20 protein-coding genes and 1 pseudogene are annotated in these 23,418 nt (G+C 69.4%); 11 read left to right on the plus strand and 10 right to left on the minus strand.

Going from position 1 to position 23,418, the window contains the following annotated elements:
• Positions 1-171: 171 nt before the first annotated feature.
• The gene (locus AB8619_RS19830; protein ID WP_436794354.1) at positions 172-2,325 is read right to left on the minus strand and encodes a DPP IV N-terminal domain-containing protein; all 2,154 of its coding nucleotides are present in this window, start codon (positions 2,323-2,325) and stop codon (positions 172-174) included.
• A 40-nt stretch (positions 2,326-2,365) separates the two neighbouring features.
• Here AB8619_RS19830 and AB8619_RS19835 point away from each other — a divergent pair, with 40 nt between their 5' ends.
• From AB8619_RS19835 to AB8619_RS19850, 4 genes are all read left to right on the plus strand, one after another.
• Entirely contained in the window at positions 2,366-3,151 is a 786-nt protein-coding gene (locus AB8619_RS19835; RefSeq protein ID WP_436794355.1) for a hypothetical protein, read from the plus strand.
• Between the two features lie 89 nt (positions 3,152-3,240).
• A complete protein-coding gene (surE, locus tag AB8619_RS19840) occupies positions 3,241-4,062 on the plus strand; it encodes a 5'/3'-nucleotidase SurE (protein WP_436794356.1) in 822 nt (273 codons plus the stop codon).
• Between the two features lie 80 nt (positions 4,063-4,142).
• Positions 4,143-5,309, plus strand: a complete 1,167-nt coding sequence (locus tag AB8619_RS19845) for an alkane 1-monooxygenase (RefSeq protein ID WP_436794357.1) — start codon at positions 4,143-4,145, stop codon at positions 5,307-5,309.
• The gene (locus AB8619_RS19850) at positions 5,309-5,908 is read left to right on the plus strand and encodes a TetR/AcrR family transcriptional regulator (protein WP_436794358.1); all 600 of its coding nucleotides are present in this window, start codon (positions 5,309-5,311) and stop codon (positions 5,906-5,908) included. The genes AB8619_RS19845 and AB8619_RS19850 overlap by 1 nt, the downstream gene beginning before the upstream one ends.
• A 172-nt stretch (positions 5,909-6,080) precedes the next feature.
• On the opposite strand, the pseudogene AB8619_RS19855 reads toward AB8619_RS19850, so the two are convergent.
• The 4 genes and pseudogenes from AB8619_RS19855 to AB8619_RS19870 all read right to left on the minus strand — a co-directional run.
• A pseudogene (locus AB8619_RS19855) lies at positions 6,081-6,242 on the minus strand (IS3 family transposase); the annotation flags it as partial.
• 317 nt (positions 6,243-6,559) lie between these two features.
• Positions 6,560-7,468 carry a TauD/TfdA dioxygenase family protein gene (locus AB8619_RS19860; protein ID WP_436794359.1) on the minus strand — a complete coding sequence of 303 codons (909 nt, stop codon included), beginning with the start codon at positions 7,466-7,468 and terminating at the stop codon, positions 6,560-6,562.
• Between the two features lie 53 nt (positions 7,469-7,521).
• Positions 7,522-7,947, minus strand: a complete 426-nt coding sequence (locus AB8619_RS19865) for a nitroreductase/quinone reductase family protein (RefSeq protein WP_436794360.1) — start codon at positions 7,945-7,947, stop codon at positions 7,522-7,524.
• A 9-nt stretch (positions 7,948-7,956) separates the two neighbouring features.
• Positions 7,957-8,226, minus strand: coding sequence for a hypothetical protein (locus tag AB8619_RS19870; RefSeq protein ID WP_436794361.1), 270 nt, complete (start codon positions 8,224-8,226; stop codon positions 7,957-7,959).
• A gap of 56 nt (positions 8,227-8,282) precedes the next feature.
• Between AB8619_RS19870 and AB8619_RS19875 the strand changes: the two genes are divergently transcribed.
• Positions 8,283-9,713 (plus strand): alpha,alpha-trehalose-phosphate synthase (UDP-forming), encoded by a 1,431-nt coding sequence (locus tag AB8619_RS19875; protein ID WP_436794362.1) that lies wholly within the window; start codon positions 8,283-8,285, stop codon positions 9,711-9,713.
• Positions 9,714-9,758: 45 nt separating this feature from the next.
• The gene (locus tag AB8619_RS19880; protein ID WP_436794363.1) at positions 9,759-11,375 is read left to right on the plus strand and encodes an AMP-binding protein; all 1,617 of its coding nucleotides are present in this window, start codon (positions 9,759-9,761) and stop codon (positions 11,373-11,375) included.
• A 1-nt stretch (position 11,376) separates the two neighbouring features.
• Here the strand turns inward: AB8619_RS19880 and AB8619_RS19885 are convergent, their stop codons facing one another.
• The 4 genes from AB8619_RS19885 to AB8619_RS19900 are packed head-to-tail and all read right to left on the minus strand — an operon-like array spanning position 11,377 to position 14,084.
• Positions 11,377-12,171, minus strand: coding sequence for a TIGR03084 family metal-binding protein (locus AB8619_RS19885; RefSeq protein WP_436794364.1), 795 nt, complete (start codon positions 12,169-12,171; stop codon positions 11,377-11,379).
• 24 nt (positions 12,172-12,195) lie between these two features.
• Positions 12,196-12,939 carry an SDR family oxidoreductase gene (locus AB8619_RS19890; RefSeq protein ID WP_436794365.1) on the minus strand — a complete coding sequence of 248 codons (744 nt, stop codon included), beginning with the start codon at positions 12,937-12,939 and terminating at the stop codon, positions 12,196-12,198.
• Positions 12,940-12,961: 22 nt separating this feature from the next.
• The gene (locus tag AB8619_RS19895) at positions 12,962-13,435 is read right to left on the minus strand and encodes a GNAT family N-acetyltransferase (RefSeq protein ID WP_436794366.1); all 474 of its coding nucleotides are present in this window, start codon (positions 13,433-13,435) and stop codon (positions 12,962-12,964) included.
• A gap of 7 nt (positions 13,436-13,442) precedes the next feature.
• On the minus strand, positions 13,443-14,084 hold the full coding sequence (locus AB8619_RS19900; protein WP_436794367.1) for a TetR/AcrR family transcriptional regulator: 642 nt from the start codon (positions 14,082-14,084) through the stop codon (positions 13,443-13,445).
• Between the two features lie 105 nt (positions 14,085-14,189).
• On the opposite strand from AB8619_RS19900, the gene AB8619_RS19905 reads away from it, so the two are divergent.
• Positions 14,190-14,375, plus strand: coding sequence for a DUF1272 domain-containing protein (locus AB8619_RS19905; protein WP_436794368.1), 186 nt, complete (start codon positions 14,190-14,192; stop codon positions 14,373-14,375).
• 303 nt (positions 14,376-14,678) lie between these two features.
• On the plus strand, positions 14,679-16,625 hold the full coding sequence (locus AB8619_RS19910; protein WP_436794369.1) for an acyltransferase family protein: 1,947 nt from the start codon (positions 14,679-14,681) through the stop codon (positions 16,623-16,625).
• Positions 16,626-16,665: 40 nt separating this feature from the next.
• Here the strand turns inward: AB8619_RS19910 and AB8619_RS19915 are convergent, their stop codons facing one another.
• Entirely contained in the window at positions 16,666-19,605 is a 2,940-nt protein-coding gene (locus AB8619_RS19915) for an efflux RND transporter permease subunit (RefSeq protein ID WP_436794370.1), read from the minus strand.
• A gap of 52 nt (positions 19,606-19,657) precedes the next feature.
• Between AB8619_RS19915 and AB8619_RS19920 the strand changes: the two genes are divergently transcribed.
• From AB8619_RS19920 to AB8619_RS19930, 3 genes are read left to right on the plus strand one after another with little or no spacing between them, the layout of a single operon-like run.
• Complete coding sequence (locus tag AB8619_RS19920; RefSeq protein ID WP_436794371.1) at positions 19,658-20,122, plus strand: hypothetical protein; 465 nt, start codon at positions 19,658-19,660, stop codon at positions 20,120-20,122.
• Between the two features lie 46 nt (positions 20,123-20,168).
• Positions 20,169-21,818, plus strand: a complete 1,650-nt coding sequence (locus tag AB8619_RS19925; RefSeq protein ID WP_436794372.1) for a DEAD/DEAH box helicase — start codon at positions 20,169-20,171, stop codon at positions 21,816-21,818.
• A complete protein-coding gene (locus AB8619_RS19930; RefSeq protein WP_436794373.1) occupies positions 21,815-23,386 on the plus strand; it encodes a class I SAM-dependent methyltransferase in 1,572 nt (523 codons plus the stop codon). Before AB8619_RS19925 ends, AB8619_RS19930 begins: the two co-directional genes overlap by 4 nt.
• Positions 23,387-23,418 lie beyond the last annotated feature (32 nt).

The raw sequence follows: 23,418 nt of genomic DNA on the forward strand, positions 1-23,418 counted from the left end.
CCCGTCACCTCCATCGTCCATCGGTCGTTCTGGGTGCGCGATCGGGAGCCGAGGAGGTCGATTCGTGCACCCAGAAGCGCTTGGGGCGGGTTCTGGGTGCACGATCGGGACGCTCAGTGGCGATTCGCGCACCCAGAACGAGAGATGGCGGGGCGGGCTGGCGGGGGAGGGTCAGGCGAGGGCGTCGCGGAAGAAGGCCACGATGCGGTCCTCCATGAACGAGCGGTCGGCCTCGGAGCGGGGGACGTGTCGCTCGTCGGGGAACAGGAACAGCTCGTGGTCGATCCCGGCGCGGATCAGCGCGTTGAGGAGTCGTGCGGTGTGGCGGAAGTGCACGTTCTCGTCGATGAGTCCGTGGATCAGCAAGAGGCGCCTGTCACGCAGCCCCTCGACGTGGGTCATGACCGAACCCTCTCGGTAGCCGTCGGGATTCGACTGCGGCGTCCCCATGTAGCGCTCGGTGTAGTGGGTGTCGTAGCCGTCCCAGTCGGTGACGGGGGCGCCGGCGCAGGCAGCGGCGAACACCTCGGGGCGGCGGGCGAGGCACATGGCGCTCATGTAGCCGCCGTAGCTCCAGCCGTAGATGCCGACGCGGTCGGGGTCGGTGATGCCGTCCTCGACCAGCGACCGGACGAGCGCGACCTGGTCATCGACCTCGACCGTGCCCATCCGGTGGCGGAGCGCCCCCTCGAACGCCAGCCCCCGATCGGTCGATCCGCGGTTGTCGACGACAGCGACGCAGAACCCCTCCTGTCGCAGGTACTGGGAGCGCAACGCGACGGTCGGTCCCCACGAGTGGGTGAGCATCTGGGCGTGGGGCCCGCCGTAGACCGAGACGACGGTCGGGTGCGGTGCCGGACCGTCGGGGAGATAGACCGCGGCATGCAGCAGCGTGCCGTCGGCAGCGGTGACGATCCGGTCGACCGGCGGCGCCAGTCCGAGTTCGGCGACCCGCACGTCGGTCGACGCGTCGTGGAGCACGGCGGTCGACCCGTCGCCACGGGTCAGGACGACCTGTGGGGGCGTGGTCGGTGACGACGACGTGTCGATCCGGTGGCCGGTGCCGGGATGCACGATCGACGCGTGGACGCCGGGCGTCGCGGTGATCCGTTCCGCACCACCCGAGCCGTCGAGCGCGACACGGTGGAGGTGGCGCTCGAGCGCCGTGGGCCCGGTGCTGGTGAACCAGACCGTCTCCGCGTCGACGGCGACGACGCGCGTGACGACGGACTCGCCGGTCGTCAGGACCCGCACCAGCGATCCGTCGGCCGCGCGCAGTTCGAGGTGGCAGAAGCCGCTCCGCTCGCTGGCCCAGACGAACGATCCGTCGGCGAGGAAGCGGAGATGGTCGTGCAGGTTGATCCAGACGTCGGACGTCTCGCTCAGCAGCAGATGCCCTTCACCCGTGGTGATGTCGTACCGGACGAGGTCGAGTCGGCTCTGCTCGCGGTTCTCGACCTGGACGACCACGGCGCCGTCGGGCGTCCAGTCGACTCGCGCCACATAACGGTCGGATCCGATGCCGGTGGCGTCGAGGTCGAGCCAGACCGGCCGATCGCTCCCGCTCCCGTCCGTGGGCACCACGCCGACCCGGACGACGGCATTGGCCGCGCCGGCGAAGGGATATGCATGGTCTTCCTGGGCGCCGGGACCGACCTCGTCGCTTCCCTGATGGACGATCCGGTAGGTCGGGACGTGTCGCTCGTCGACCTCGCAGAACGCGATGTGGGTGCCGTCGTCGGAGAACCAGAACCCGTAGGACCGTCCCATCTCCTCCTGGGCCATGAACTCTGCGAGCCCGTTGGTGCGCCCCGTCCCCGCCGCGCCGCTGGTGACCTGGACGACGTCGCCGGCCTCGACGTCGGCGACGTGGACTTCGTCGCCGCGCACGAAGCCGACGAGCGTTCCGTCGTCACTCAACCGGGCATCGAGGAGCGGTGTCCCCGGGCCCGACTCGACGATCCGCCGAGGTTCGGCGTCGAGATCGTCGAGCACCCAGAGGCCGTCGGCCATCGGCACGAGCACCCGTCCGCCGGAGCCCGCCCACTGGTAGCGGGTGACGCCGACGGCCAGCTCTCGTGCTCGCTCCCGGCGCAGCTTCTCCTCCAGGGGGAGGTCGTCCTCGGCGACGACCACGCCCGGGGTGGGGATCACCCGGCGTTCGAGGCCGGCGACGTCGACGGCCACGAGGCGTTGGTCGAGGCTGCCGTCCTCGGCCGCGAGGAAGGTGACGGTCGACCCGTCGGGGGAGAACCGGATCGCGGTCGGGACGACGGTCCCCGGCAGCGGTCGACGGGCGACATCGGTGGTCGTGAGGGCTCGCACGGTCGGACCCTAGAACCCAGGCGGCACTACGGTTCGGGGAGTGTTGGAGGGACGCCGCATCGCCGGCCTGATCGTGGTCGGCGTGCTCGCCGCCGCATGCGCCAGCGCCGACGCGACGCTGGCCGTCGAGCGCAGTCCCGACAAGGTCACGACGTCCGCGCCGTCGACGACGGCACCGGCCACCACGTCGTCGACCACCGTGCCGGCGACGACCACGTCGACGACCGTCGCCCCCACCACCACGGCGGCGCCGACGACGACCCGGCCCTTCGTCGAGCGGGTGGTCGTCGACACCGGGTTCGCTCCCTACGCCGTGGTCGAGGGCCTCGTCCTGCTCCACCCGGCGGCCGGCGTCGAGCGCATCGGGTTCCACGAGTCGGGACACGACGGAGCACGCCAACAGGACGCGGTCACCACGGCCGCTCGTCCGATGACGCTCGAGTCGCGAGACCGTGGCACGCCGGATCGGACCGCAGCCGACATCGTCGTCGTGCCCGACACCGAGGTCCGATCGCCGGTGACGGGCACGGTGATCCGGGCCGGCGCCTACACGCTCTACTGCGACCACGTCGACGAGTACGCGGTGATCGAACCCGACGACCGCCCCGGCTGGGAGGTCAAGATGTTCCACATCGTCGGCCTCCAGGTCGCCACCGGGTCGCGTGTCGAGGCCGGAGTCACGCGTGTCGCCCTCCATTCGCGGATCCTGCCGTTCGAGTCGCAGGTGGACGAGTTCACGGGCGAACCGTCGTGGCCCCACGTCCACGTCGAGGTCGTCGACCCCAGCATCCCCGACCGACCGAACCCCGGCGGCGGCTGCTCGTAGCGGGGGGTTCACGTGTCGGGCACCACGATGTCGTCGCCCGGTCACCGCGACGATGCCCGACCGGCGGCCGGGTCGGATAGAACCGAGTCATGCGAATCCTGGTGACGAACGACGACGGCATCGACTCGACCGGCCTCCACGTGCTCGCCCGCCACCTGCGTCCGCTGGGCGACGTGGTGATCGTCGCTCCGGACCGGGAGTATTCCGGTTTCGGCGCAGCGCTCGGGACGCTCCACACGATGGCGCCCGAGGTCCACCGCGAGACCGTCGAGGGAATCGACGAGGCGTGGTCGGTCGGAGCCCCTCCGGCGATGTGTGTGTTCTTCGCCCGCCTCGGCGTCTTCGGTCCCGTCGACCTGGTCGTGTCCGGCATCAACCCGGGCATCAACGTCGGGCGCGCGGTCTACCACTCGGGAACCGTCGGCGCGGTGCTCACCGCACGCAACGGTGGGATGTCGGGGATCGCCGTGAGCCAGTCGGTGATCGGGTTCGGTGTCGAGGGCCAGGGCTGGGACGAGATGCTGGTCGGTCAGCAGTGGGAGAGCGCGGCGCAGGTCGCGGCGTCCGCAGCGGCCGGCCTCCTGGCCGACCTGCCCGAGGACCCGGTCGTGGTCAACATCAACGTGCCCAACGTGCCGGTCGAGGAGATCGCCGGTTGGCGTCACGCCGACATCGGCCACGCCCCGCCGCGCACGATCGAGTCGGCAACGCTGGTGCCTCGCGAGGGCTACCACGACTCGTTCGAGGTCGAGATGGCGTGGGGTGAGGCGCAGTCGCTGGACCCGGTCACCGACGGCGGCACCGTCGAGGAGGGCTCGGTGGCGGTCACCTACATCAGCCGCTTCCAGTCGGAACCGCGCAACGACATGGACGCGGTCGAGAAGCATCTGGGCGCGCTGCTCGGCCCCTGATCCCCGCGAGCAGTGGTGGACATGCATCGATCTGCAGTCCAATCACTTGACAATCGTCTGAGAGTTGTAAAGATGGACGCATGGTCTCGTCCACGTCGCCCGCTCCCGTCATCACCTGGACCGACCCCAAGCGTCGGGCCTACCTCCAGGCACTGATCGTGCCGGCCCTCCCGTTCGCGGCGGGTGGTCTCGTGGCGCTCACCGGTTGGAACCTGTTCTGGTGGTTCGGCCCGATGCTGGTCTTCGGGCTGATGCCGCTCCTCGACCAGGTCTTCGGCCTCGACACCGCCAACCCGCCGGAAGCGCTGACGAAGCAACTCGACGACGACCGCTGGTACCGCTGGTGTACCTATCTGTACATCCCGCTGCAGTTCGCCTCGCTGGTGTGGGCAGCGCGGCTCTGGGGCCAGGGCGACCTGTCGCTCCTGTCGTCGCTGGGGTTGGCGATCACCGTCGGCTGCGTGGCCGGGATCGCGATCAACACTGCCCACGAACTCGGCCACAAGCGCCCGACGCTCGAGCAGTGGTTGGCCAAGGTCTCGCTCGCACAGACCGCCTACGGCCACTTCTTCATCGAGCACAACCGTGGTCACCACCAGAAGGTCTCGACGCCGGAGGATCCCGCGTCGTCGCGCTTCGGTGAGTCGTTCTGGGCGTTCCTGCCCCGGACCGTCGTCGGCAGCCTCCGCTCCGGCCTCCATCTCGAGCGGGAGCGTGCCGGGCGGGCCGGTCGGTCGTTCTGGTCGATCCGCAACGACGTCCTCAACGCCTGGGCCATGACCGTGGTCCTCTTCGGTGCGCTGATCGTGGCCTTCGGGGTCTCGATCGTGCCGTGGCTCGTCATCCAGGCGGTCTTCGGGTTCAGCCTCCTCGAGGTCGTGAACTACATCGAGCACTACGGCCTGCTCCGAGCGCAGAAGGACAACGGCCGATACGAGCGATGCCAGCCCGAGCACTCGTGGAACGCCAGCAACGTGGCATCGAACCTGGTGCTCTACCAACTGCAGCGCCACAGCGACCACCACGCGTTCCCGACCCGGCGCTACCAGACGCTGCGCCATTTCGACGACGTCCCGCAGTTGCCCACCGGCTACGCCGGCATGATCGTCGTCGCCACGATCCCCCCGTTGTGGCGCCGCATCATGGACCAGCGGGTGCTCGACCACTACGACGGCGATCTCTCACGCATCAACGTCCACCCGCGGGCGCGACGTCGCATCGAGTCGCGCGCCCAGGCGGCCGCCTGATGGCCGAGGGACGCTACGCCGCCGCCGCCGAGGGACTCCTCCGGTCGACGGTGCTCGACTCGGTGTCCGACCTGTTGGTCGAGCGTGACTGGGACAAGCTGTCGATGTCGGCGATCGCCACGGTCGCGGGCGTGTCGCGCCAGACGCTCTACAACGAGTTCGGCGGACGCGACGGGTTGGCCGAGGCCTACGTGATCCGCGAAGCCGGTCGGTTCCTCGACGCCGTCGAGGACGCGGTGGTCGCGCATCGCGACTCGCTGGTCGACGCCATGGAGTCTGCGATGCGGACGGTGTTGGTCATCGCCGACACGCACCCGGTCCTGCGGACGATCGTCGCCGGAACGGCGTCGCCCGAGTTGCTCGACCCACTCGTCAGCTCGCCCGACGGCCCCGTCGTCGACCTGGCCGCTGGACGCCTGTGCGCGATCCTCGAGGCCAACTGGCCCGACGTCGACCCCGACGACTTCGAGATCCTCAGCGACGGGGTCGTGCGTCTGGCGCTGAGCCACCTCACCCAACCGCGCCTCGACATCGATGCTGCCGTCGCCGCGATGGTGCGGGTCCTCTCCCCCTACCTGCGAACGCTCACCACGACCTGAGCCGGGGGCACGGTGTGACCGAGGGGCCACCCGAGGTTCTGCGGCGTCTGGGTTGCACCGACGCAACGGAGACGACGAAGCAGCCAGGTTCGCCGATGTGTCGCTGGTGGGCAGTCGCTCAGCGCCACGTTGTTGCCACTTTGAACCGCCCTGGGTCTGATGGAGGCTCGGGCTATTGGTTTCCAACCCCTGTCGGGGAAGGCTTGGGGGCAGCGTAGAACGCTGCTTCGAACTCCGCAGGTGGCACGTCGTCGCAGTGGCCGTGGAGGCGTTGCTCGTTGAACCAGTGCACCCAGCTGAGGGTCTCGAGCTCGAGTTGGTCGACGTAGTCCCACACAACCGGCGCGTCCGACCCGCACAAGGCCAGTCACACAGCGGTGGCCATCGCCGCCGAGCTGGTTCTCGTATCAGATTCCGGGTTGCGATTCCCCTCATGCGTGCGCGGATTCGCAACCCAGAATCCCACGGTGCACCGACTGCCGGTGCTTCAGCGGCCTCGCAACCGGCTCAGCCTGCTACCAGCGCGTCCTGTCGCTCGTCATCGGTGGACGTTGTCGCTCCGACACTGCACCAGGCGCCACCGACGGTTGGCACTTCGGTTCGAACAGAAGCCCCCAGCGCTGCGCCCTCGATCTGCAGCTGGCGCGGAATTCACGTCCCCGGGAGGGGCTCCTCGCCCTCGATGGTGAGGCGCCACATCTCTCGTCGGGTGCCCGCGTAATCGCTCATCGGGTTGTGGAGCGTGCAACGGTTGTCCCACACGGCGATCGAACCGGGCTGCCAGCGGAACCGGCACGTGTAGACGGGGTTGGTCGACACGTCGTAGAGCTGCGCCAGCAGGGCCTCGCTCTCGTTGGGCCACCAGCCGTCGATCGACTCGGTGTAGCCCCAGTTCACGTAGAGCGCGGTCCGGTCCGAGTCGGGGTGCCGTCGCAGGATCGGTTGGGCGCGGCGTTGGTGCGCGGCCTCGCCGTAGAGGATGTCCATGTTCTCGACCAGCTCGTTGTGGGTCGCCTGCGCCCCGTAGGCCTTCTGCGGCGAGTGCACGGCGCGCAGTCCGGCCAGTGTCGAGCGCAGCCCGGGGGAGAGGTGGTCGGCGGCCAGGTACATGTTCGACCAGATGGTGTCGCCGCCGTGGTCGGGGACGTCGTGCCCGTAGAGGATCGTGTACGACGGCGGCCGTTCCTGGAACGACCAGTCCGAGTGCCAGGCACCACCGAACACCAGCGGGTGCTTCTCGTCGGCCTCCTTGCAGACCTTCACCACGTTGGGGTGCGACTCGAGGCCGGCGACGAACGGGTCGTCACCGAAGTCGCCCCACCGGGCGCCGAAGTCGACGAACGCGTCCAGGTCGAACGACTGGTCTCGGAAGAAGACGACGAGATGCTCGACGCTGGCCCGACGGATCTCGGCGAACACCTCGTCGCCGAGGCCGTTCACGTCGAGGGCGGCGCCGCCCGGTCCGGCGATCTCCGCCCCGAGCGCGCCGGTCAGCGGGGTGACCGAGATGTGGTCGTAGGTACCGGCGGCGTTGTTGGCGGAGTCGGTCGCGAAGAACATGCCCGCATGCTCGCGCAGGGCGCCACGGCCCGTCGCCGCCCGCCGCGGTGGATTCAGACGCGCTCGAGCGCGAAGACCGGGATCTCACGGCCCTCGGTCGTCTTCTCGTACTCGGCGAACTGTGGGGCGGCGGCCTTCTGGGCTTCCCACACCCGGGTGCGCTCCTCGCTTTCGAGGACGCGCGCCCGGACGGTCAGTGTCTCGGAGCCGACCTCGATGGTGGTCTCGGGATTGGCGACCAGGTTGTGGAACCAGTCGGGGTTGTCGGTGGCGCCGGCCTTCGAAGCGAAGATGTAGCGACGGTCGTCCGACTCGGGCTGGTAGACGAGCGGGGTCACCCGTTCGATGCCCGACTTCGCACCGGTGTGGTGCACGAGAACCATCGGAGCACCCTCGAACGGCCCGCCCACGACGCCGTCGTTGGCGCGGAACTCGTCGATGATCTGTTGGTTGAAGTCGTTCAGCGGGGTGTCGGTCATCCCATGACGCTATCGACGCAACTCGGACTCGCATCGGGGACAAAGGCCCGAGATCGCCGTCGACAACTCGACCTCGCAGTTCCAACAGAGGCGTGTGTAGACGTCGCCGTCGAGCTTGTCGAGCATGGCGTTGAGTCGTGGGGTGCGCTCGTCTCGCCGTCGCTCGGAGAGTTGTCGTCGGCATGCCGAGCCCAGCGTCCCCTCGATCGCGGGCTCCGCTCCACACCCCCAGCAGTCGTCGCCGGGAACGTGTGGGAGAACACCGTCGGCAGGGGGCACGGATCGAAACCGTAGCGACCTACTCTGGGAGCCAGCAGCGAACGCAGGAGCATTCCGTGACCGAGGTCCAGACGTCGAGCGTCGAGCGATCGTCCGTCGAGGGACGATCCGAGTTCGTGGTGGTTGCCAACCGTCTCCCGGTACGGATCGACGAGGACGGCTCGTGGTCGCTCAGCCCGGGCGGCCTGGTCTCGGCGATGCTGCCCGTGATGCGAGAGCGCACCGGCGCCTGGGTCGGCTGGGACGGCTCGCCCGACGGCGTGGGCGAGCGCTTCGACTTCGAGGGCATCCGCCTGGTGACGGTCGGCCTGTCGTCGGACGAACGTGACGAGTACTACGGGGGCGCCTGCAACGAGACCATCTGGCCGCTCTTCCATGGCTCCATCGAGGCTGCCCAGTTCCATCGTGAGACGTGGGCCGCCTATCGCACGGTCAACCAACGCTTCGCGGACGCCGCCTGCGCCGAACTGGCCGAGGGTGGCACGGTCTGGGTCCACGACTACCAGCTCCAACTCGTTCCCCAGATGATCCGCGAGCAGCGACCCGACGCCAAGATCGGGTACTACCTCCACATCCCGTTCCCGCCGCTCGAGCTCCTGGCTCGGTTGCCGTGGCGGCAGCAGGTGCTCGACGGCCTGCTCGGTGCCGACGTCATCGGCGTCCAGACCCAGGCCGACGCCCGCAACGTGCTCTCCGGCGTGCGGCGCTTCTGTCGGACCGACGACGTGACGTTCGCCGGCGACGGTGGCATCGTCCGCACCGCGAACACGACGTCGGTGGTCAAGGCCTTCCCGATCTCGGTCGACTTCGGTGCCATCGCCTCCCAGTCGTCCACCGACGACGTCCAGATCGGCGTGAAGCACCTGCGGAGCGAGCTTGGCGACCCCGACGTCGTGCTGCTCGGTGTCGACCGCCTCGACTACACCAAGGGCATCGACCTCCGTCTCAAGGCGATCCGCGAGCTGCTGATCGAGGGTCGCCTCGACCCCCGCAACACCGCGGTCGTGCAGGTCGCGGTGCCCAGCCGCGAAGACGTGCTGGGCTACGACGAGGTGCGCAACCGGGTCGAGCAGTTGGTCGGCACCATCAACGGCGACTTCGGTGAGCTCGGCCGTCCGGTCGTGCAGTACATCCACAAGAACCTGCCGTTCTCCGAGTTGCTGGTGCTCTACCGCGCGGCCGACGTCCTGCTCGTCACACCGTTCCAGGACGGCATGAACCTCGTGGCCAAGGAGTACGCGGCCGCACGCGTCGATGAGCGCGGCGCCCTCGTGCTCTCCGAGTTCGCCGGCGCCGCCGAGGAGTTGACCGAGTCGTTCCTCGTGAACCCCTACGACACCGAGGGTCTGAAGGACCAGATCCAGGCTGCGGTCGAGATGGGCGAGGACGAGGAGCGGCAGCGGATGATCGCGCTGCGCTCCCAGATCGAGAGCAACGACCTGGCGGCATGGGCCAAGGCGTTCCTCGCCCTGTTGTCGATGGCCTGAGCTCGGCTGCGTCCGATCACGGCTCCGCCCATACGATCGCTCGCCATGGACCTGTCGCCGCTCGCGCTGCTCGAACGCGCCAAGCTCACCGCCGACGCACTTCGCGCGATGGGCGAGACCGGACTCCTCCGTCCCCGGGTCGCGGTCACCGCGGCGCAGGCGGTGCGTTCGTGGGGGCCCACGCTCGCATCGGGGTATGTCGCCAGCGCCCGCCGTTCACCGGACGCCATCGGCATCGTCGACGACGAGGGTTCGCTCACCTTCGCCGAGATCGACGACCTCTCGAACCGTCTGGCCTCGGTGCTGGCATCTCGCTCGGTCGGCCCCGGCACGCCGGTCGGGCTCCTGGCCCGGAACAGTCGGTGGTTCGCGATCTGTACGGCGGCCCTCAACAAGCTGGGCGCCTCGGTCCTCTACATGAACACCGGTTTCGCCGGGCCGCAGTTGGCCGACGTGATGAAGCGTGAGGGCGGCGAGTTGCTGCTCCACGACGACGAGTTCTCCGCCGCGGCCGCGAAGCATGCGCCGGACCTGGCGCGGATCATCACCGACCGAACCGACGGCGGAGGCGACGCCGATGTCATCACGGCGCTGATCGACGGCGTGGAGGCCGGCCCGCCGGACCCGCCGGCCACGCAAGGCCGACAGGTGATCCTGACCTCGGGCACCACGGGCGTTCCCAAGGGAGCGTCCCGGAGCAACGAGGGGATCACCGACCTGGTGGCCACGAGCGCGCTGTTCCAGCGGGTGCCCTACCGGGTGGGCGACGTGCACGTCATCCCGTCGCCGGCGTTCCACTCGCTCGGCAACGCGGCCCTGCTCCTGTCGGCTCAGCTCTCCCAGACCGCGGTCCTCAGCCGTCGCTTCGACCCGCGCCACACCCTCGCCCTCGTCGCCGAGCACCAGGCACAGGCGATGACCGCGGTCCCGGTGATGCTCCAGCGGATGGTCGACCTCCCCGAGGAGGACATCGACACCTCGTCGCTCCGTTCCGTCCTGTGTTCCGGCGCCGCGCTGCCCGGCTCGCTGGCGACCCGCTGGATGGACCGCTTCGGCGACAACCTCTACAACATGTACGGCTCGACCGAGGTCGCTGCCGCCACGATCGCCACGCCGGAGGACATGCGCGCCGCACCGGGCACTGCGGGCAAGCCGCTCGCCGGCGTCGCCGTCCGTCTCTACGACGACGACGATCGGGAGGTGAAGGCGCCCGGCGTCGACGGGCGGATCTTCGTCGGCAGTGCGCTGCGCTTCGACGGGTACACCGGTGGCCAGACCAAGCCGTCGATCGACGGTCTGTTGTCGAGCGGCGACGTCGGCCGCTGGGACGACGACGGACGTCTCTACGTGGGCGGCCGCGACGACGACATGATCGTCTCCGGCGGCGAGAACCTCTACCCGCGTGAGGTCGAGGATCTCCTGGCCGACCTCGACGGCATCAACGACGTCGCCGTGGTCGGCGTCGACGACGAGGAGTTCGGCAAGCGACTGGCAGCGTTCGTCGTCCTCGAGTCCGGCGCCGCCTTGACGGCCGACGACGTGAAGGCCCACGTGAAGGCCAACCTCGCCAACTTCAAGGTCCCCCGGTCGGTCACCTTCATCGACCAACTGCCCCGCAACGCGACCGGCAAGGTCCTCCGGCGCGACCTGCGCGAGAAGTAGTTCAGCTTCGGGGCGTCGGCCCGTCGGTGGCGCCGCCGGCGAACGCCTGCGCGATCTCCATCCATCCAAGGGCGAGTTCGCCCTCGGTCTCGAGTGCGGTGTCGTCGACGTGGCGTCGCTGGGTGACGACGAGACAGAAGTCCTCGGCCGGGCCGCGCACTGCGCCGTCGGTCGCCCCCTCGTTCCATGTCCAGGTCTCGCCCGACGGGGCGGTGAGTTCGACCAGGATCTTGCCGCCGGGCGACTCGAGGCCACGGTTGCGGTACGACCAGCTCCGGGTGATGACGCCCATGTGCGCGATGTGTCGCAGCCGATCGGTGGCCGGACGTTCGGCGCCGACGGTGTCGACGATGTCCTGGCCGTGCGCCCAGGCCTCCATGAGTCGGGCGGCGAGGAACGCCTCGCCTCCCATCGGCGGGCCGTACCAGGGGACGCGCGTGTCGTCGGTCAGGCGTTCGGCCGCGGCGGCGAGTCGGTCCCGGTTGGTCCGCCACCGGGTCAGCAGGTCCGCCGGCGTGAGGTCGCGGCTCCACGTCAGCGTGGCAGCGTCCATGTCGACGTCGCCGCCGGTCATCTGTTCGAAGAGCGCGGCGGTGTCGGCCTGGAAGCGTTCGGGGTCCTCGATGGCCGTGGCGGCGGTGTCGTCGAAGTAGGTGAGGTGTGCGATCTGGTCGAACACCGTCCAGCCGGGGCTGGGGGTGGCGGCCGCCCACTGCGTGTCGGAGAGGGCGGCGACCACGTCGTCGAGCGCGGCCTGCTCGGCTCGGAGATCGGTGGCGACGTCGGCGACGGTCATGATCGAGAATCTACGGCCGAGCGGCTACGCCTTGGCCAGGTCGACCCACGTCGGGAACTCCCAGTCGACCGGCGGGCCGCCGGTACCCCGGACCGCACGACAGCGGCCGGTGCCCTCACTGGTGGCGAGGTCGAGTGCGGTGCGGGCGATGTCGGCGGGGTCGATCAACCCGATGCCGAGCTCACTCGGCGACGCTCCACCGAGCGCCTCGACGGTCATCGGCGTGTCGACGATCCCGGGGCACACGGCGTCGATCGAGATCTTGTCGGGAGCGAGGCTCGGAGCGACGGCTCGGACGAAGCCGGCGACCGCCTGCTTGGTCAGCGTGTAGAGCGGGTTCCCGTCGAACGCCACGATGCCGGCGACCGACGCGGTCACGACGATGGCCCCGCCGCCGTTGGCCCGCAGCGCGGGTACGCACGCCCGGGTCCCGAGGACCACGCCGCCGATGTTGGCGTCGACCGTGCGCTGGTAGAGGTCGAGGGGGAGTTCGTCGATGGGCCCGTTGTGCCCGTACAGCCCGGCGTTCAGGTACACGGCGGCCAGTCGATCGCCGGCGGCGTCGACCAACTCGTCCCAGACCTCGGGGTCCGACACGTCGCCGGCGACGGCGATGCCGTCCACGGCGTCGGCTGCATCCTGGGCGGGTTCCGGGTGGATGTCGGCGGCGATCACGGTCGCACCTGCGGCGGCGAACACCTCGCAAGCGATCCGTCCGATGCCCGATCCGGCGCCGGTGATGATGACCGTCCTGTCGTTCAGATCCATGTGCGGGACCCTACGGCGGTCGTCAGGGCTCGGTGACGACGACCTTCTCGAAGAAGTGATCGGGGTAGGGGTTGTCGTTGTACCGATCGATCTCGACGTAGCCGGCGGCGCGGTACATCGCCACCGCCTCGGGGAGCTGGCTGTTGGTGTCGAGACGGACCGTGTGGTGCCCGAGCCGCACGGCCTCCGCTTCCAGACGTTCGAGCAGCTGCCGCCCGAGCCCCTGCCCTCGTGTCGACGGCGCGACCCACATGCGCTTCACCTCGCCGATGCCCGGTCCGATCATCTGCAGCCCGCCGCACCCGACCACGGCCTCGCCGTCCTTGGCGACGACGAACGAGCCGTCGGGTGGGCCCATGGCATCGAGGCCGGTCTCCAGCGCGTCGCCGGGATCGAAGCCCTGCGCGAAGCGAGCGTCCAACTCGTCGAAGTACTGGCGCATGGCCCACACCGCGTCGTCGGTGTCGGGGGCCACGACGTGGAACGACGCGGTCACGGTCGGGTCAGCCGCTGAGCTCGTCGGCCACGGCCTGCACGCCGCGTCGGATGATCGTGGTCAACGTGCGGACGAGTTCGTCCCGGTCGGGCTCGTGGGTCTCCTGCCACGACTCGACGGCTGCGAACACGAAGCCGAACAAGCCGTCGGTCAGCACGGCGACGTGCGCAGCCGGGGCGTCGGGGGAGACCAGTCCGACCACCATCGTCGCCCGGTCGCGGACGACCCGCACCAGTGCGTTGTCGAGGAATCCGCGGTCGCTGACCCGGATCGACCGCACGAGGAAGGCGTAGAGCTCGGGCTCGCGGACGATGATGTCGATCAGGCTGTCGATGGCCGACTGGATGGCGACGTCGACGTCGAACACCTTGTTGGCCTTGAGTTCGTCGAGCACCACGAACTCGAGGTCCTCGGCCAGGACGAGGGCGATGGCGTCGGCGATGCCGAGCTTGCCCCCGAACTCGTCGTAGAGGACCGGCTTGCTCACGCCGGCCGCGACGGCCAGGTCGTCGATCGAGATGTCGGGCCCGCGATCGCGCACGCCCTGCATCGCCGCGTCGACGAGGCGTCGCCGTTGCGCGGCCCGCTCCGTGGCCGACCGGGGCGGGCGGCCCCGGCGCCGTGGCGCGTTCGCTGGCTGCGTGCTCACACCGTGCAGGATGCCACTGCCGGACGTGTGGTGGGGAAGCCCGATGTCGGGAATCGAGGTGTCCACGTCCTTGCCGCCATCGCATCGAGTCGGGACGATGACGCCATGCTCGAGATGCGCCCCCACTGCGAACGATGTGAGTCCCCCCTCGACGAGGCGTCCACCGACGCTCGGATCTGCAGCTTCGAGTGCACGTTCTGTGCGACCTGCGCTGCCGACGACCTCGCCGGCGTGTGCCCCAACTGCGGGGGCGAACTCCTGCAACGCCCCGCCCGAGTCGCCGCCACCTGACACCAACCCGTCCTCCCGGCGGCGCTGGGCGGGCGGAGGGGCGCCGGCGGGCGGAGGCGGCGGGTGCCAGCGGGCCGGTGGCGTGCGGCGTGCTGGCGGGAGTGCGTGCAACGTGCCGATCGGTACGTTCGATGTCGAAAACGACGCGGTACGTGCCGATCGGTACGTTCCGAACATCGGGTGGGTGCAGCGGGGCGGCGCTACGTCGCCGGCGCCAGACCAACCACCGATCGCGTCATCGTCGTCGGCACAATGAGCGGCGCCCGCCGTCGAGGACGGCGAACCCGATCCGAAGTCGCGCCCATGACCAACCGTTCGACCGCCGCCGACCTCGCGCCGATCGAGCGCGCCCGCACCCGGACCACGGCATCGGGTCTGCCGTATCTGCCTGGCCTGGACGGTCTGCGTGCGGTGTCGGTGGTGGCGGTGGTGCTCTACCACCTCGACAACGACCACGCGATCGGCGGCTACCTCGGTGTCGAGGTCTTCTTCGTCGTGTCCGGCTACCTCATCACCAGCCTGTTGCTCACCGAGCGCGATCAGCGCGGTCATGTCGACCTCGGCCGGTTCTGGCTCCGTCGCGCCCGCCGGCTCCTCCCCGCCGCCATCGCACTCATCACGACGGTCTGTCTCCACGGCCTCGTCTTCGCACGGGACGACGTCGCCGGGTTCCGGGGCGACGCCCTGGCCAGCATCTTCTACGTCCAGAACTGGTGGGCGGTGGTCAGCGACCAGTCCTACTTCGCCGGCTTCGGGCGTCCGTCGCCGCTGCGCCATCTGTGGTCGCTGGCGATCGAGGAGCAGTTCTACCTGTTCTGGCCGGTCGTGGTCGCGGTCGTGCTCCACCGCTTCGGTGGGCGTCGGACCCTGCTCGTCGCGACGTCGGTTGCCGTCGTGGTGTCGCTGGTCCTGATGCGGTCGCTGGCCGACGTGACCGATCTCGACCGGGCCTACTACGGAACCGACACACGAGCGTTCGGCCTCCTCGCCGGCGCAGCGCTGGCCATGGTCTGGCGGCCGGGTCCGTCACTGGCCGATCGAGCGATCCGCGTCCCGGTCGTCGCGCTCGACGTCGCAGCGGCCCTCGCCGTCGGTGCATTGGTCTGGCAGTTCGAGTTCCGCAGCGAGTTCGACTCGTTCACCTTCCCGTGGGGTTTCGCATGGGTCGACGCCCTCACCCTCGTCGCGATCGTGAGCGTGTCGACAGCGGGCACGGTGAGCGGGCGCATCCTGGGGGCGTCGCCGTTGGTCGCACTCGGTCGGCGCTCCTATTCGATCTACCTCTGGCACTGGCCGGTGTTCGTGTTTCTCCGGCCGGGCGAGGAACTGCCCTTCGGCGGTGTCGTCGCCGACCTCCTGCGGATCGCGGTCGCTCTCGTGCTGGCCGAGCTCTCGTATCGACTGGTCGAGCAGCCATTTCGCGACGGGCGCGCCCGCGCGGCACTGCGTCGTGTGGTGGCCCGGCTCATGGCCGCCGACCGGCTCGGGGCGGGGGTGGGTGGCGCCTTCGGTGCGGTCGTGCTCCTGGTCGGTGCTGTCGCGCTGCAGAACGGGTCACCCGGCGACGATCTCGAGGCGCAGTTCCGCGATGCGGTCGAGGCCCAGGGCGTCGATGCCGACGACGTCATCGCCGACGAGAACGCGCTGCCCTCGACCACCGCCGTGCCGACCACCGGTACCGGTCCGATCGGGCCACCCGCACCAGCCGTGCCCACCGAGGCGACCACGACCACCTCCACCACCACGACCGTGCCGATCCCGACGTCGCTTCCCGACGGCACGCCGACCGGCGGCCCGGTGACGATCATCGGCGAGTCGGTCACGTTGGGAGCCCGCGCCGAACTCCTGCGCCGGCTCCCCGTCAGCACCGTCAACGCCGAGATCAGTCGGGAGTTCGTCAAGAGCGTCGACGTGGCAGAACTGCTGGAGGCCGGTGACCTGCTCCAGCCGACCGTGCTGGTGCACATCGGCAACAACGGCGTGGTGCCCGACGGTCAGCTCGATCGTCTCCTCGCCATCGTCGGCGGCCGTCGGCTGATCGTCACCACCGTCAGCGTCCCCCGTCGTTGGGAACAGCAGGTGAACTCGTCGTTGCTCAACTTTGCCAACGCCCACGACAACGTCGAGCTCCTCGACTGGCAGGCCGTCGTGGCCGCGGAGGACGGGCTGCTCTTCGACGGGGTCCACCTGACGAAGCCGGGGATCCAGCGCTATGCGGCGTTCCTCGTCGAGGCCATCGGGCCACCGTGATCGCGGTCCGCCCCACGTGGGCGGACCGCAACGGGACGGGTCAGCCGCCGAGTCCGGCGTCGACGGTCGCGTCGATCACCGACTGTTCGATGCCGCAGTCGAGCGCGGCCTGGACCACGGGTGCGAGTGCCTCGGGGGCGAACGACGCGAGCCCGAGTCCGAGCAGCTCCTGCTCGCCCACTCGTTCGACGGCGGTCGAGCCGGCGCACACCGCCTGCTGCTCGGTGGCGCCCTGCTTGACGAGGAGCGGGAACAGCGTGGACTGGATGAGGCCGTCCTCGGGCACGGTGCCGAAGGTCGACACGTCGACCGCACCGGTCTCCGCCGGCTCGGTCGTCGACGTCGTCGGCAGCGGCTGCGATGCGTACGACAGGGCAGCGACCTCGCCGCTGGTCTTCTCCGACGTCGTGTAGAGCAGCACCGCGGCGATGCCGACGACGACGATGGCACCGACCCAGGCGATGGCTCGGGTGCCGACCGGCTTGGTGGCGAGCACGACGGACTTCTTGGCGTCGACGTCGCCGGTGGTCAGCAGACCCTTCTCGTCGGCCCAAACCAGCAGCGGGGGCATGACGACGAGGGCGGCCAGCAGTGCGACCGTGACGTTGAGGGTGACGATGATGCCGAAGTCACGCAGGAGGGGGAGCGCCGAGCCGATCAGCACCGCGAACCCGCCGATGGTCGTGATCGCGGAGGTGAAGAAGGCTCGTCCGGTGCGTCCGGCGGCCTGATCGCTCGCCTGCCGCGGGTCGAGGCCGGCCTGACGTTCCTCGAGATAGCGGGCGAGGATCAGAACAGAGAACTCGGTACAGCTGGCCACGACGAGTGGTCCGGAGACCGTCGTCAACGGCGAGAGCGTGAGCCCGAAGGCCCCCACGACCACCGACGACGTGCCCACGGCGAGCCCGATCGGGACCAGGGCGAGGAGGGCCCGGGCGAGGCTGCGGAAACGGATGAGCAGCCACAGGGCGACCAACGCGAGTCCGAGGTAGGTGAGCACCGCACGGTTCGCCGAGAGGTTCTCGAGCAGACCGACGCCGACGACCGCGAGTCCTGCAGGGACGGCGCGGATGGCTGGGTCGTTGTCATCGAGACCGACACGCAGGAGCGAGTCGTCCGGGAGGTCGAGGGCGTCGATCCGTGACTCGAGGTCGGCTTCGAGGCGTTCGACGAGCACCGCTCGTTCGTCGAGCCCGGCGGGAGCGAGACGCAGGTTCACCTGGGTCGCGGTCCGATCCGGGTTGAGCAGGACGCGCTCGATGTCCGGTGACATCGCTTCGGCGGCGGCGACCAGGTCGGCCGACGTCGGAGCGAGCGGTGTGGCACCGGGGACGGCGATGATCTTGGCGATGGTGTTGACGAGACTGGACGACGTGACGACTTCGTCGCTCGACTCGGCCTCGAGCGTGAACTCGTTGACGACCTCGGCGACCTCGTCGGCGAGCACGTTGTTCGACTCGACGAGGATTCCGAGGGTCGACGAGAAGCCGGTGTCCTCCTCGAGCGTCTCGACGTCCTTCACCGTCTGGCTGCTCTGATCGATCCAACGCAGCGGGTCGGACTCGATCTTGAAGCTGCCCTCGAGCGCGATGCCGCCGATGAACAGTGCGATCGATGCGATCACCAGGGGTACCGCGGTGGTGGACGGGAGTGAGCCGAGCTTGACCACGGCCCGCTCGACGAGCGAGGCGCCGCGCTGCGACGTGGGGACCCGGTACTCGCGGATGCCGAGCAGGGCCGTCGGGATGACGATGCCGACCATCACCAGGACGACGATGCCGATGGCGAGCATGACGCCGAAGTCGCGGATCATGGGGACCTGCGAGACCTGGAGTGCGAGGAATGCCACCACGCCGCTGATGGTGGCGACGATGAGCGCCGGCCCGAGGTTGGCGAGCGTCTCGGACATCGGGTGGTCGGCCTTGTCGAGGACGACTTCCTCCTCGACCCGGTTGTGCACCTGGATCGCGAAGTCGATGCCGAGGCCGATGAGGATCGGGAGTCCGGAGATGGTAACCAGCGAGAGGTCGACGTCGATGAAGCCGAGCAGTGCGAACGACCATGCGACGCCGATGAGCACCGACAGGAGGGGGAGCAGGCGCCAGCGGACCCGGAACAGGAGCAGCAGCACGACGGCCATGACGGCCAACGCCGCGGCACCGAGGGTCAGCATGCCGCCCTGGAGGTAGTCGTTGATCTCCGCGAGGAAGACGGGCGAGCCGGTGGTGATGACCTCGAACCCCTCGAGGTCAGCGGTCTCCATGATGGCGAGGACCGACTCGGTGCCCGTGGAAAGGGTGTCGAGGTCGGCGTTGCCGGTGAGCAGCACGCCACCCACGGCGGTCTGCAGGTTGGGGAAGGTGCCGCGCAGCGATGCCCGCACGATGCGGTCCTCGTCGGCCGGAGCCACGACCCCGTCGTCGCCGGTGCTGAAGCCGGTGTTGTCGAAGAGGAGGAACTGCGTCCAGTCCGGGTTCGTCATCTCCTGCCCGTCGATCTGGCCGAGGCGAGCGAGCTGGAGTTCGATGTCGGCCTGGCGAGCCGCCTTGCCCTCTTCGGAGGGCTCGCGTTCGAGCGCCGACAACAGTGCGTTGGTGCCCACGCTCTGCTTGACGATGGCCTCGGAGTACCCGACCGAGGTGAGCGGTGCGACCACCGAGTAGACCTCGGGCACCTCGCGCAGCTCGGCCTCGAGGCGGGCCAGCTCATCGAGGTTGGCGCCGGCGAACAGGTCGGTGATGTCGGCACCGTCCTGCGCCCGGAACAGGACGATGATCGCCTCGCCGCCGAAGTCGTCCTGGAACTCGACGTTGTCGATCGCGACCTGCGAGTCCGGGTTGAGATAGCTGTCCTGGCCCGTGGCGAACTCGAGCTGGCCGAGGCCGAAGCTCAACATGCCGGTGATGGCGACGGCCAGTGCGAGGACGGCGTACCAGTACTTGCCGAGCTGTACGCCGGCTTTCCTCCAGAACTGTTCCATGGCGGGTGTGATCCTCGGTGGTCGATTGTTACCGGTAGGTAGGTTGACGCCCGTGTCGAACCGCTTTCTACTCGCCACCGCGGTCGCCGTGCTCCTCGTGGTCACAGGTTGTCGCGAGCGGGACGATCTCGCCGGTGACACCGTGCGCGTCACGTATCCGGACAAGAAGGTCGAACTGGACGTCGTGAGTTGTGGGCTCGATGGCGACGTGTTCGTGCTCGCTGCCGCCTCGGCCGACGCGGTCGTGCAGTTGCTGTTGGTGAGCGACGGCGACGAGGTCGACCGTGCGGCGTCGGCCTTCACGGTCGAGGTCGCCGGCGACGGCGTCCTCGGCGCGGGGTCGGCGGCGTTGTTGCAGGTGGCCGTGTCGGTGCCGGGCGAACTCGACGCGGCATCGATCCGTGGGGACCGCGTTGACGTGACCGCGTCGGCCAGGCGACTCGACGGCACGCCGGCCGACGAGGTCATCGGCGTCGAGGTCGCCGCGCGCTGTCCCGCGGTCGACGACTTCGTCTGATCGCTCCGGTTCTCCCCATCGGGGCGCGAGGCGGGAGAATGGGGGAGTGAGTGATGTCGCTGCCCCCGAAGGATTCGAAGGACTCGGCCTCGCCGATGAGTTGCTGCGCTCGTTGGCGCGGCTCGGGTACGAGGAGCCGACGCCCATCCAACGCGAGGCGATCCCGGTGCTGTTGTCGGGCCAGGACGTGTTGGGGCAGGCCGCCACCGGAACCGGGAAGACGGCGGCGTTCGCGCTCCCGATCCTCCAGTCGATCGGCGCCGGCGCCCCCGCCGTGCCGACCGCCCTGGTCATTGTGCCGACGCGCGAGTTGGCCGTGCAGGTGAGCGAAGCGCTGTTCAAGTACGGCCAGGACTTCGGGATCAAGGTGCTCCCGGTCTTCGGCGGACAGCCGATCGTCCGCCAGCTCAAGGAGCTCAAGCGCGGCGTCCACGTCGTGGTCGCGACCCCGGGGCGCGCCATCGACCACATCAAGCGCCGGTCGCTCGATCTCGAGAACGTCACGACCGTCGTGCTCGACGAAGCCGACGAGATGCTCGACATGGGCTTCACCGAGGACATCGAGTCGATCCTCGAGTCCACGCCCGAGGGTCGGCAGACCGTGCTGTTCTCGGCCACGATGCCCGGACGCATCGCCAAGCTCGCCCAGCGCTACCAGCGTGATCCGGTGCGCATCGAGATCGCCAAGCCGAAGACCGAGTCGGGCAAGGCGCTCGTGCGCCAGACCGTCTACTACGTGCGCCGGGCCGACAAGTCGTCGGCGCTCGGCCGGGTCCTCGACATCGAACAGCCCGATGCCGCCATCGTGTTCTGCCGCACACGACACGAGGTCGACGAGCTCACCGCGACGATGAACGGTCGGGGTTACCGGGCCGAGGCGCTGCACGGTGGCATGGACCAGCCCCAGCGCGATCGGGTCATGGGCCGCCTCCGCGACGGCACGGCCGAACTCCTCGTCGCGACCGACGTCGCGGCGCGAGGCCTCGACGTCGACACCCTCACCCACGTCGTGAACTTCGACGTCCCGGCAGCGGCCGAGAGCTACGTCCACCGGATCGGCCGCGTGGGGCGTGCCGGGCGTGAAGGCGTGGCCATCACCCTCGCCGAGCCGCGAGAGAAGCGTCAGATCGGCAACATCGAACGGCTGATGAAGCAGTCGATCACCGTCGCGAAGGTGCCGTCGGTGGCCGACCTGCGCAGCCGGCAGATCGAACTGACGGTCGAGTCGTTGAACGAGGCGCTGACCGGTGTCGATCTCGAGGACTACAACGGCGTGTTGCACGCGCTCGCAGGTGAGGACCAGCGTCGGGTGACGCTGGCGGCGATCAAGTTGGTGCACGAGGCCCGTGGAGCGACGCTCGACGAGCGCGAGATCCCCGACGCGTCGCATGCAGCGTCGAAGCACGACAAGGGTTCCAAGGGGAAGCCGGCCAAGGGCAAGGGCAAGATCGCCTCCGGCCCGACCGGCTTCATCCACGTGAGCGTCGGCCGCAAGGAAGGGGTCCGTCCCAAGGACCTCGTCGGCGCCTTCGCCAACGAGAGCGGACTGACCGGGAGCCAGATCGGCCCGATCCGCATCGCCGACGGCCATTCGGTCGTGGGTGTGCCCGACGGGCAGGTCGAAGACGTCCTGCAGTCGATGAAGAAGGCGCAGGTGCGCGGCAAGCCCATCAAGGTCCGCCGCTTCGTCGAATGACCGGCTCGCCGACCTGGGCCGAGCCCTGGGCGGTGCACGAGGACGAGCACGTCCTCGTCGTCGCCAAACCTGCCGGGGTCAACACCCACCGGGCCGACGTCCACGCCCAGGACGGGATGTACGAGTGGGTGCAGCGTCAGCGTCCGGACGTCGCCCTGTCGATCGTCCATCGCCTCGACAAGGTGACCTCCGGTGTCCTCGTGTTCGGGAAGACGGCCGTCGCCAACCGTTCGTTGACGCGGCAGTTCGAGGAGCGCACGGTCGCCAAGGCCTACGACCTCGTCACCACGAGGGACGATCCGCCGGCATCGGCACAGACCGCTCAGCCGATCGACGGCGCTGCCGCGTCGACGGCGTTCGAGCGCCGTGCGACGGGCGCGGTCCATCACCGCTATGTGGCCACGCCGCACTCGGGACGCACCCACCAGGTGCGGATCCACGCCGAAGCGCTCGGGCTCCCCATCACCGGCGATGTGGGACACGGCGGTCGCGAAGCCCCGCGCGTGTACCTGCATGCCGGATCGATCGCCTTCGACCATCCCGAGGGTGGCCGCCGCACCTACGAGGTCGCGGCCCCACCGAGCTTCGACGACCTCGTGGCCGGTCGCGGTTCGCCGCTCGGTCCCGCAGCGCGGTTCGCTGCCGCCCACGAGTCGCGGGCGGCGCTGTTCGACCCGGCCGACACCGACGCCTATCTCTGGGTCGACCGCGACCACGACGGGTTCGCCGACCTGCGGATCGAACGCCTCGGTCGGGTGGCCCTGGTGCTCGACTACCGCGACGCCGAACCCGACCTGCCCTCCGGATGGATCGACGGCCTCCACGACACGCTCGACCTCGACGCGGTCTACGTCCAGCACCGACCCCGAGGCGGGGGCGGCGGCATCGCTCGCCGCGTGTCGGGCGAGGCCGGTCCGACGTTCGACGTGTCGGAGTCCGGCGTGCGGTATCGGATCGACCTGTCGGCGAGCCCCACCTCGAGTGGGTTGTTCCTCGACCAGCGCGAGACGAGGCGCGAGATCCTTCGCACCGATCTCACGGGCACGACGGTGCTCAACACCTTCGCCCACACCGGGGCGCTGTCGGTTGCCGCCGCGCTCGCCGGTGCCGAGACGTTGACGCTGGATCTGTCGAAGCACTACCTCGACTGGGCCCGCGAGAACCTGCGGGGCAACGACATCGATCCCGCGGCACACGACTTCATCTACGGCGACGCGATGGAGTGGATGACCCGACTCGCGAAGAAGGGTCGGACCTTCGACCTGGTGCTGGTCGACCCGCCGACGTCGAGCACGGCGCGCAAGGGTTCGAAGCGGTGGACGGTCGGTCGAGACCTGCACGACCTGGTCACGCGCGCTGCGATGCTGTGCGCGCCTGGGGGCCGGGTCTACGTGTCGACCAACTTCCGCAAGATGCAATGGCCGGCGTTCCTCGACCACGTCGCTCGAGGCCTCGATGCTGCCGGCCGGGTCGGCGAGGTCGACACTCGGACGCTTCCGCTCGACCATCGCAGCGGGCCCGGCGACCCTCCCTACCTCAAGGGTGCCTGGATCCGACTCGACGGCTGACGCTGGTCGTCGACTCGCCCTAGGTTCACGAC

Source organism: Actinospongiicola halichondriae (assembly GCF_049103745.1).
Lineage (GTDB): Bacteria > Actinomycetota > Acidimicrobiia > Acidimicrobiales > Salinilacustritrichaceae > Salinilacustrithrix > Salinilacustrithrix halichondriae.